The 10,043-nt window shown below is 67.4% G+C and carries 8 protein-coding genes; 4 read left to right on the top strand and 4 right to left on the bottom strand.

Annotation, left to right across the window (positions count from 1 at the left end):
• From ACFDSW_RS11940 to ACFDSW_RS11925, 4 genes are all read left to right on the top strand, one after another.
• Positions 1 to 1,345 (top strand): DEAD/DEAH box helicase (locus ACFDSW_RS11940; RefSeq protein WP_375250513.1); only part of this gene is annotated, 1,345 nt, incomplete at its 5' end.
• On the top strand, positions 1,342 to 1,530 hold the full coding sequence (locus ACFDSW_RS11935) for a DUF1289 domain-containing protein (protein ID WP_375250512.1): 189 nt from the start codon (positions 1,342 to 1,344) through the stop codon (positions 1,528 to 1,530). The genes ACFDSW_RS11940 and ACFDSW_RS11935, both read left to right, overlap by 4 nt.
• A 99-nt stretch (positions 1,531 to 1,629) precedes the next feature.
• Positions 1,630 to 2,964, top strand: a complete 1,335-nt coding sequence (locus ACFDSW_RS11930) for an HD-GYP domain-containing protein (protein ID WP_375250511.1) — start codon at positions 1,630 to 1,632, stop codon at positions 2,962 to 2,964.
• Between the two features lie 2 nt (positions 2,965 to 2,966).
• Complete coding sequence (locus ACFDSW_RS11925) at positions 2,967 to 4,067, top strand: GGDEF domain-containing protein (RefSeq protein ID WP_375250510.1); 1,101 nt, start codon at positions 2,967 to 2,969, stop codon at positions 4,065 to 4,067.
• A 6-nt stretch (positions 4,068 to 4,073) separates the two neighbouring features.
• Here the strand turns inward: ACFDSW_RS11925 and dapF are convergent, their stop codons facing one another.
• The 4 genes from dapF to ACFDSW_RS11905 all read right to left on the bottom strand — a co-directional run bounded on the left by dapF (position 4,074) and on the right by ACFDSW_RS11905 (position 9,961).
• Complete coding sequence (gene dapF / locus ACFDSW_RS11920; protein WP_375250509.1) at positions 4,074 to 5,033, bottom strand: diaminopimelate epimerase; 960 nt, start codon at positions 5,031 to 5,033, stop codon at positions 4,074 to 4,076.
• Between the two features lie 27 nt (positions 5,034 to 5,060).
• Complete coding sequence (locus ACFDSW_RS11915) at positions 5,061 to 5,552, bottom strand: DUF6456 domain-containing protein (RefSeq protein ID WP_375250508.1); 492 nt, start codon at positions 5,550 to 5,552, stop codon at positions 5,061 to 5,063.
• 634 nt (positions 5,553 to 6,186) lie between these two features.
• Entirely contained in the window at positions 6,187 to 8,529 is a 2,343-nt protein-coding gene (gene bglX, locus ACFDSW_RS11910; protein WP_375250507.1) for a beta-glucosidase BglX, read from the bottom strand.
• Positions 8,530 to 8,545: 16 nt separating this feature from the next.
• Entirely contained in the window at positions 8,546 to 9,961 is a 1,416-nt protein-coding gene (locus ACFDSW_RS11905) for a carboxylesterase/lipase family protein (protein ID WP_375250506.1), read from the bottom strand.
• Between the last annotated feature and the right edge of the window lie 82 nt (positions 9,962 to 10,043).

Genomic DNA, 10,043 nt, shown 5'->3' with positions numbered 1-10,043 from the left:
CGACCTCGGCCTTTCCGACGAACTTCTCCGCGCCGTCGGCGATACCGGCTATACCGAACCGACGCCGATTCAGGCGAGCGCGATCCCCTCGGTGCTGATGATGCGCGACATCATCGGCATCGCCCAGACCGGAACGGGCAAGACCGCCAGTTTCGTGCTGCCGATGATCGACATCCTCGCGCAGGGCCGCAGCCGCGCGCGCATGCCGCGCAGCCTGATCCTGGAGCCGACGCGCGAGCTGGCGGCGCAGGTCGCCGAGAATTTTGAAATCTACGGCAAGTATCACAAGCTTTCGATGGCGCTGCTGATCGGCGGCGTGCAGATGGGCGATCAGGTGAAGGCGCTGGAAAAGGGCGTCGACGTGCTGATCGCCACGCCCGGCCGGCTGATGGACCTGTTCCAGCGCGGCAAGATCCTGCTGACTGGCTGTTCGCTGCTGGTGATCGACGAGGCGGATCGCATGCTCGACATGGGGTTCATCCCCGATATCGAGGAAATCTGCACCAAGCTGCCCCCCAACCGGCAGACATTGCTGTTTTCCGCCACGATGCCGCCGCCAATCAAGAAGCTGGCGGATCGCTTCCTTAACAATCCCAAGACGATCGAGGTGGCGCGCCCCGCCACCACCAACGTCAATATCGCGCAATATGTCGTGCCGGTGAAGGGCCCCGCCCATGCCAAGCGTGACACGCTGCGCGGCTTGCTGCGCCAGGACGAAGTGCGCACCGCGATCATTTTCTGCAATCGCAAGACGACCGTTCGCGAATTGAACAAAAGCCTGAGGCAACACGGCTTCGCCTCGGGCGAGATCCATGGCGACATGGATCAGCCGGCGCGGCTGGCAGAGCTGGACAAGTTCAAGAACGGCGACATCAACATCCTCGTCGCCTCCGACGTCGCGGCGCGCGGGCTGGATATCAAGGGCGTCAGCCACGTTTTCAATTTCGACGCGCCCTGGCACCCCGACGATTACGTTCATCGTATCGGCCGTACCGGACGCGGTGGCGCGACCGGCATCGCCTATACCTTGGTGGGCCCGGACGATCAGGAAAACCTCGACAATATCGAGAAGCTCACCGGGCAGAAGATCGATCGGATGGAAACGTTGCCGGAGAGCGACGCGCAGGAGGACGGCGATCGACGCCCCGCCCGCCGTTCGCGCGAGCGCACCGGCGAACGTGAGCGTCCCGCCCGACGCGAGCGACCACGCAGTGAGCCCGCGGTGACCGAATCACGGGGCGAGCGGACGCGCCGCCCCTCCGCCGAACCGCGCCACCATGACACCCAGGATGACGGGTGGAACGGCCCGATCCCGGACTTCCTGAATGTTACGCTAACGTCATGACCGCTCCCACGGACGACGATCCGCCGTCGCCGTGCAACCTGGTCTGCACCATGGACCCGATAACGGGCTATTGCCTCGGCTGCTTTCGCACGATCGGGGAGATTGCGGGCTGGGGCACCGCCGGGCGGGCCGAGAAACAACGTATCCTCGAGCGGATCGCGCACCGGCAGCGGGAAACATCCTGATCGCGGTCCGGCCTGGCGCGATAGCGAGTTGTAAGAAAGAAAGTACCCGATATGGCGCAGTTCGCGCCCAAAGTAAAACCGTCTTAAACAACATATCGCATGATGCCCTTGTTCTGCCGGTGGGGGGCATTTGGTGTGTTGATGAAAATACGGACGATCGATGCCAGAGTGGGCATGTTCGTTCACGCGCTCGACGGTGGGTGGCTGGCCAGCCCGTTCTGGCGTTCGCAATTCGTGCTGAGTAAACAGGCGCAGATCGACAAGATCATTGCCGCCGGCATTGAACATATCGAGATTGATACGAGTCGCGGCCTCGCGCCGGCGCGTCGCGCTACCGATGCGGCGCACGTTCCTGCCACCGACGGTCTGGCCGGCGCCCCCGCCTCGCTCCAGCCCGCGGCGCCCGCCATCCATCACGGCCCCGAGCGCCGCACGCGCCGGCGTGCCCTGTCCGAGCTCGATCGCGCGCGCGACACGGTCGAACGGTCAAAGGTGGCGGTGCTGCGGATGTTCTCCGAAGTGCGGCTGGGCCATGCCGTCGATACCGGCGCGTTATCGCCGCTGGTGGACGAGATCGCCGATTCGGTGGCGCGCGACGCCACCGCGATGATCAAGGTCACCCGGCTGAAGAACAAGGACGAATACACCTATCTGCATAGCGTTGCGGTGTGCGCGCTGATGATCGCCTTCGCCCGGCGGCTGCAATTGCCGGAGAATGAGGTGCGCGATCTGGGCATGGCCGGGCTGCTGCACGATATCGGCAAGATGGCGGTGCCGAGCGCCCTGCTGGAGAAGCCCGGTGCGCTCGAACCGGGCGAACGGCAATTGGTGCAGAGCCACCCGGAAATGGGCCACGCGCTGCTGCGCGACAGCGGCACTGAGGTCTCGCCGATCGTGCTCGACGTGTGCCTGCATCATCACGAACGGATCGACGGCAGCGGCTATCCCGAGCGGCTGAGCGGCGATCGCCTGACGATGCATGCGCGGATGAGTGCGATCTGCGACGTCTATGACGCGGTCACCTCCGATCGCCCCTACAAGCGCCCCTGGTCGCCCAGCGAAGCGCTGGCGCGGATGCGCTCGTGGGAAGGCCATTTCGACCGCGACCTGTTCGCGATCTTCATCGAGAGCATCGGCATCTATCCGGTGGGCGGCCTGGTGCGGCTTCACGACCACCGACTGGCGATTGTGATCGCCGGCAACGACGAGGATCCGACCGCCCCGCTAGTGCGGATCTTCTACGATATTCCGGCGTCGCGCTTCATCGCGCCGATCGACGTCCGCATCGGCCAGGCGCCAGATCGCGTGACGATCGAACGCCCCGAACGCGGCGGACACTGGTTTGGCGACAAGTGGGACGGCATCGCCGCCACGCTTCGCACCGGCGAGCTGCCGGCGGATGCGACGCCTGCTCCTCTAGCCGCGGCACGTTGATCATGTCCCGCCCCGCCCCGCTCCATCGCCGCATGCTCCACTGGCTGGCGCACGACGATACCGCGCCCGCCGAACCCATGGCGCCGGTCACCGCGCCCCCCGCCACCGCCACCAACATTCGCGCCCTGGCCAATCGCCAGCTGTTCGAAGAGGTCGGCTCATTCCTGGCCACTTACGATCTGACGCCGAACCCGCGCAACTTCGCGTTCGCGCACGCTCATCTGTCGGGCGGCGACTGGGAATTGAGCGCGCGGATCGATGCGCACCTCGCGGAGCATGGCACCCTGAGCGACGACGATGCGGCGCGGCTTTCCGCGCAGCGCGGCGGCGCCGAGCTGACCCCCACCAGCCTGTCGGACGTCGCGCAGCTGCTGGCGGAACAGATCGCCGCCTGCGTCAGCGCGGTCGATCAATCCTATGATTGCGCGGCGTCCTTCGGCTCCGCGCTGGATGCCGAGGCGAAGCGGATGGAAGCGGGCGAGGACGCGCTGCAGCGGGTCATCGCCCTGACCCGCGACGCCGTTCAGGCGACCCGCCTGGTCGAGTCGCAATTGCAGCATACCCGCATGGAGGCCGACCGGCTGCGCGCCGATCTGCAGCGCGCGCGCCGCGCGGCGGAGGAGGATCATCTCACCGGCTTGCCCAACCGTCGCTCGTTCGAAGCACGGCTGCACCGTATCGCGGGCGGCCCGCCCACCGACGTCGCCACCGTTGCGCTGTGCGACATCGACGATTTCAAGCAGGTCAACGATCAGTTCGGCCATCCCGCCGGCGACCGGGTACTCAAATATGTCGGCCGCTTCCTGCGCGCGCAACTGGGCCGCGACGTATTCGTCGCGCGCTTCGGCGGGGAGGAATTCGCGTGCCTGTTCCCTCATGACGATCCGCAGCGCGCGCACCGGCGGCTCGACGCCGCGCGCGACAAGCTGGCGCACCGCTCGCTGGTCAATCAGGAGAATGGGCAGCCGATCGGCTCGATCACGCTATCCGCCGGAGTGGCGACGATGCGCCCGGAAGCGGTCGAGGAAGCGATGAACGATGCCGACGCCGCGCTCTATACCGCCAAGCGCAACGGCAAGAACATGGTCGTCATCGCGCGCTAGCCGACCTCACGTCGCCTGCTCGCCCTCCGGCCGGCCGGTCAATGCCGCCCAGGCCGCAACCTCCTCATCGTGGCGGCGGGCGATCGTCAGATCCGATGCTCGCGACCGGGCGGGATCGACGGTGACCGCCCCCTCCCACTCCCAGGTGGCATTGCCCGACAGCGTCACCATCGCGCTATCTTCCGCGCGGGCGCGGACCAGCCCGCCCCGGTTGCGCACCGTGATGTCGGTCGCGAACGCGATCCGCCCGGTCAGGCACGCGGCATAGGTGGACGCGGCCATCGCGCTACCGCAACTGTCGGTCAGCCCGACCCCGCGTTCGAACGTGCGGACGAACAAGGTCGCGGCATCGCGCACTTCGACGAAGGACACGTTGGCACGGTTCGGCAGCCACGCCGGCGCCGCTTCGCATTGCGCGCCGACGCCGACCAGTGCCGCCTCGTCGACCGTCTCGACGAACGCGATCAGATGCGGGTTCGGGATCGCGACGGCGGTGAACGGTTGCGCCGTGGCGAGCATCGGCACCGGCGCGTCGATCAGCCGCCCGGTATCGATCCGCATCGGCCATGCCGCCACGTCGAGGGTCGCCGGCCCCGCCGTCTCCGTGATGGTGACGACACCCGGTGCAAGCTCCGGTGCGCGCACCACCGTGGCAATACTGGTCTTCAGCCGTACCGTCGCCCGATCCACGCCCAGCGCCTCGAACCCGGCACGCGCCACGCAGCGCAGGCCGTTGAGGCAGGTTTCGGCCTCGGAGCCGTCGCTGTTGAACATCCGCATCCCGAAGGCGGCGTCGCCGGTGCCGGCGGTCAACAGCAACAACCCGTCGCCGCCGACCGGCCCGGCACGATCCGCCAGCGCCCGCGCGATGGCAGGCCAGGCCGCCTCCTCGATCGTCAGCGCGCGTGCGTCGATCAGCGGGAAGTCGTTCCCCGACCCATGGCATTTGGTGAAGTTCAACCGCATTCCGCTCGCCCTGCGCGCGCCGTGGCATCAGCGCAAGCGGTAATGGTCCGCCAGCCGGTCGAGCGCGAGCGACAGCACCAGCCGCCCGCTGCGCGCCGGCCAGCCGAGCGCCCGCTCGCTTTCCGGCAGCGCCTCCCCCGCACAGACGACGCGCCACAGAATGTCGGACAGGCCAGACCCCACGCCGGCAATGGCGGCATCGAAGCGGCGCTTCGCCGCCAACTGCGCCTCGCTCGGCGTCAGACCTCCCCCACCGCCACGATCGCCGCCGCCGTCGATACGCGGGCTCCACCGCATCGTCACCGACGCCCCCAGCGCGGCGCGTTCGTAATCGGCGCGCAATCGCTCGCCCGCCTCATACTGCCGCGCGGCGATCAGCTTGCGGGCCAGCAGCCACGACAGCGCCGATTCGCGGCGATTGACGCTGACGGTCCGCCCCGCGATGCCCCGCCGCCCCGCCGCCACCACTGGCCCCAGCCGCCCCGCCGCATCGATCGCCCGTTCTTCCATGTCACGCATCGCCACCTCCATCGTTGCGCTACCCGGTGGAAGGTGTTGGACGGTGTAGGACAGGGGCGACGTGCACACCGCCGACGGCGGGCATGTGCCCGATCAGCAAATTGTCGGAATACGACCTCGCGCCGCCCTTTCGGAACCACCATTCCAACTTCAGCGGCCAAACGAAGTATTCGACCTGGAAGCGGCATTCACAGATCCACTCTCAATTTTGTCGCGATCTCAAAGATCATCGCGTGGGAGCGGCCCTACCTCATATAGAGTATGAGTAATGCTAAAACGGCCAGAATGGTGCTAGTCACTGCGATGATAAAGACGCGACTCTTTGCTGGATGCGTCACAGCATAGTCATATTTGCTCGGATACTTTGGCATGCGCAGTCTCCCGATCGAAGACTAGCACAGCTGGCCGGCGTGAAAAACCGAATCATGACATCCTCACACGCCGCATGGGAGGCCATGGCCGATCCAAGCCGTTCCGGGTGTGTTGAAGGTTTCGCCCCCTGACAAACGGGAGGCGGACAGGGCAAACGCACCGGCGTCAGCCCCGACCCGTTCCAGTGAGGTGACCGTCGCGACAGATCGTCTCACTCGGGCAACGAACGGGTCGGAAGCGCCCCCGGAAGGGGGAGAGGCGTTCAGTTCCAGCCGCGTACCGTTCGCGCCGCGCCGCCGACGTCGAAGGTCGCATGGTTCTCGGCCGCCGAGTCGGCGCCGACCCACAGGTCGAACGTTCCGGGATCTACCACCCAATCCTTGACCGCACCGTTCCAGTAGCGGACGCTGTTCTCGTCGAGGTCGAACGTCACCGTCCGCCGCTCGCCGGGTTGCAGGGTGATGCGCTGGAACCCCTTCAGCTCGCGTACCGGGCGCGAGGCGCGTCCGGCGCGCTGATGGATATAGAGCTGGACCACCTCGTCGCCGGCACGCGCGCCGGTGTTCGTCACCGTGGACGTGACCGTGATCTTGCCCCCGGGCATCAGCGTGGGGGCGCTGACGGTCGGTTCGCCGATCGCGAACTGCGTGTAGCTCAGGCCGTATCCGAACACGAACTGCGGCGTGGAGGGAATGTCCCAATAGCGCTTGCCCTGATCCTTCGGGCCGTGCGTGGTGTTGTGGGCGTAATAGATCGGCACCTGCCCGACGGTGCGCGGCCAGGTGACGGGCAGCTTGCCGCCGGGGTTGACGTCGCCGAACAGCGCCCGCGCGATCGCGGTGCCGCCGCGTGTGCCGCCGTACCAGGCGTGAAGGATCGCCGGGGAGCGATCGAGCACCCGGTCAAGCTCCAGCGGGCGGCCGCTCATCGTCACCACGACGACCTTCTTTCCCATCGCGGTGATCGCGTCGAACAGCTTCAGCTGATCACCCGGCAGCGTCAGCTCGGCGCGCGAAGCGCCCTCCCCGCTCATGTCCTCGGCCTCGCCGAGCGTGAGGATGATCAGATCGGATGCGCGGGCCAGTGCCACCGCGCGATCGAACTCGCGCTGCGCCCGCGCCGCGTCCCAGCGCGGCTCGGGCTTGGCCACCCCTGGGATCGTGATGTTCTCGAACATCGAGGGAATGTTGCGCTTCAGCTGCACGCCCGGCGCGGTTTCCACCGTCGCCGCCTTGCCCAGCCGGTCACGCACGCCCTCGAACACCGTCACCGTCTCCGGCAGGTCGTATTGGAACGACCACGGCCCCAGCATGTCGCGCTTCGAATCCGCCATGGCGCCGATCACGGCGACCCGCTTGTTCGCGCCGGGCGCCAGCGGCAGCGCGTTGCCGTCGTTCTTCAGCAGAACCAGCGCGCGCTCGGCGGCGGTCTGCGCGGCATCGCGGTGCGCCGGATCGGCAAGGATCGTCTTCGCCGCCGCTTCGTCCACATAGGGACGTTCGAACAGCCCCATGCGGAACTTGGCGGTCAGGATACGAAGCACCGCCCGATCGAGCGTCGCCTGCGGCAGCTTGCCCGCGCGCACGGAGTCCGCAAGGGTCCGTGCCGAAGCCGCCGGGCCGAACGACATCTCCATGTCGTTGCCCGCGCTGATGCTGCGGACGGCGGCGTCGGCCTCATCCCTGGCGAAATGCTGGACGACCTGATTCTTGGTCCCGTTCGCGTCGGAGACGACCCAGCCCCCGAAGCCCATCTGCCCGCGCAGCACGTCGGTCAGCAGCCATTTGTTGCCGACCGCCGGGACATCGTTCAGGTCCATATAGGCGCTCATCACGTTGCCGGCACCGGCCTGAACCGCCGCGGCGAATGGCGGCAGGATCACGTTGTAGAGCTGCGTGTCGGCAATGTAGACGCTGTCATAATCGCGGCCGCCCTCCGCGGTCGCGTATCCGGCGAAGTGCTTCGGCCCGGCGATGATGTGCCCCGGCGCGCCGATGGCCGGGCCCTGGAAGCCCTTCACCTGCGCGCGCGCCATTGCGGCACCCAGGAACGGGTCCTCGCCCGGCCCCTCGACGATACGTCCCCAGCGCGGATCACGCGCGATGTCGAGCATCGGGGCAAACGCCCAATGAATCCCCACCGCGCGCGCCTCCGCGGCCGCGATCGCCTGCGACCGCTCCACCGATGCCGGGTCCCACGACGCCGCATTGCCGATCGGGACGGGGAAGATGGTGCGGAAGCCGTGAATCACGTCATAGCCGAAGATCAGCGGAATCTTCAGCCGCGTCTGCTCCACCGCGATCTTCTGAAACCGGTTGATCACCGCGGGATCGGTGACGAACAGGAGCGATCCGACCTTGCCGTCGCGCACCATCGGCGCGAATTCCTCGAACGCGCCGAACATGAACTGCTGAGAGACCTGCCCCGCCTTCTCCTCCAGCGTCATCGCGCGCAGCAGCGCCTCCGCCCGCTGCTCGGGCGAGCGCGTGCTGTCCTGCCATGCGCGCGCCGTGGGGGTGGCCTGTCCCGTCGCGGCGGGAGCGCCACCCATGGTCATCATCGCAACTCCGGCCAGCGCGAGTGCGGCGAACGTCAAGGTACGCATCGGGTGAGATTTCCTTCTAGCGTGTGGGAGCCGGGGCGGCGTCAATCGCGGGTCCGAGCGGGTCCTTGCGCGCGATCGCGCGTCCGTCCGGTGTGAATTCCAGCAACGTGTCCGCGCGCGCGTCGTAACGCGGCCATGACGCGAGCCCGCGGCCGTTGGGATTGCCGGTCTTGGCGAAATTCACGACATAGGCGCTGATGGTCCGCGCCATGGCCCGGTCGCGCGGCGTGATCGCGTCGCCATATTTGATCGCGGCGGTATCGAAGAACCACGGAATGTCGGTGGCGTGATCCGCGCCCTTCTTGTTCAGCGACTGCGCGACATACGCGAAGCGATAGTGATAGGCGGGCGCCCCGGCTTTCGAAATCCAGCCCGCGAGCTGCCGCGCACCGCCGACCATATAACCGGTCGGACCGCCGATGTCGTTGTCGGTGGCGCCGATCATGATCGGGATCGTCGGGAAGGCACCGTCACGATAGGCGGTGGCGGCGTCCACCGCGATCGTGCCGTCGACAAACGGGCTGGCGAACGTGCGCGGCCCCGGCTTCGGCGCGAACAAGGCGGTGAGGTTCAATCCGTCGGTCACCGCGTCGGCGGACAGCGCGCGCAGCTTTTCCAGCGCCGCCGGATCGTCGCGCGCGATCCCCTTGCTGGCAGCAAAATCGACCCCGATCTTCTCCGCTCCCGCAAGCCCGCCCGACCCCATGTTGTGGCCGTTGCCGCCCGACATCACGATCGCGCGCGCGAACAGGCCCGTAGTGAGCGGTGAGGTGACCATGGTGTTGACCGACATGCCGCCGGCACTCTCACCGACCAGCGTCACGTTCTTCGGATCGCCGCCGAACGCCGCGATATTGCGCTGCACCCAGCGAAGCGCGGCGATCTGATCCATATAGCCGTAATTGCCGAGCCGCCCGCCATCCGGGTCCTGCGCGGTCAGCTGCGGGTGCGCGAAGGTGCCGAACCGGCCCAGACGATAGTTGAAGCTGACGAACATCACGCCCTGTTGCGCGAGGTTCGCTCCCGAATAGGTCGGGGGCGATGCGCCGCCGTTCACGAAGCCGCCGCCGTAGATCCATACGATCACCGGCAGCGGCCGTGTCGCGGCGGCCGGTCGCCACACGTTGAGCGTCAGACAGTCTTCGCCGGGTGTCGTACCGAGCGGCGCGGCATCGCTCGGGAACGGCACCTGCATACAGTCATGCCCATAGGCGGTCGCCTGGCGGACGCCATCCCAGCGCGCTGCCGGCTGCGGGGCGCGCCAGCGCAGCGGGCCGACCGGCGGGGCGGCGAAGGGAATGCCCTTCCAGCTCGAGACGCCGTCGCTCGTGCTGCCGGCGACCTTGCCTGATTCGGTGGAGACGACCTGCGCCGCCGTCACCGCCGGCAACATCGCGAGCACGGCGCCCGCCCACATCGATCCCAGTTTCATGCCCCGTCTCCCGATCTGTTTTACCCTGGGCGCGCTTATTGCCCCGACCGCGCCCCCGTATCCGCCGCTGGGGCGGGCGGCA

Origin of the sequence: Sphingomonas sp., from assembly GCF_042091075.1 — a bacterium.
GTDB lineage: Bacteria > Pseudomonadota > Alphaproteobacteria > Sphingomonadales > Sphingomonadaceae > Sphingomonas.
The sequence above is the reverse complement of the archived record's forward strand: the minus strand, read 5'-3'. Positions and strand labels throughout refer to the sequence as shown.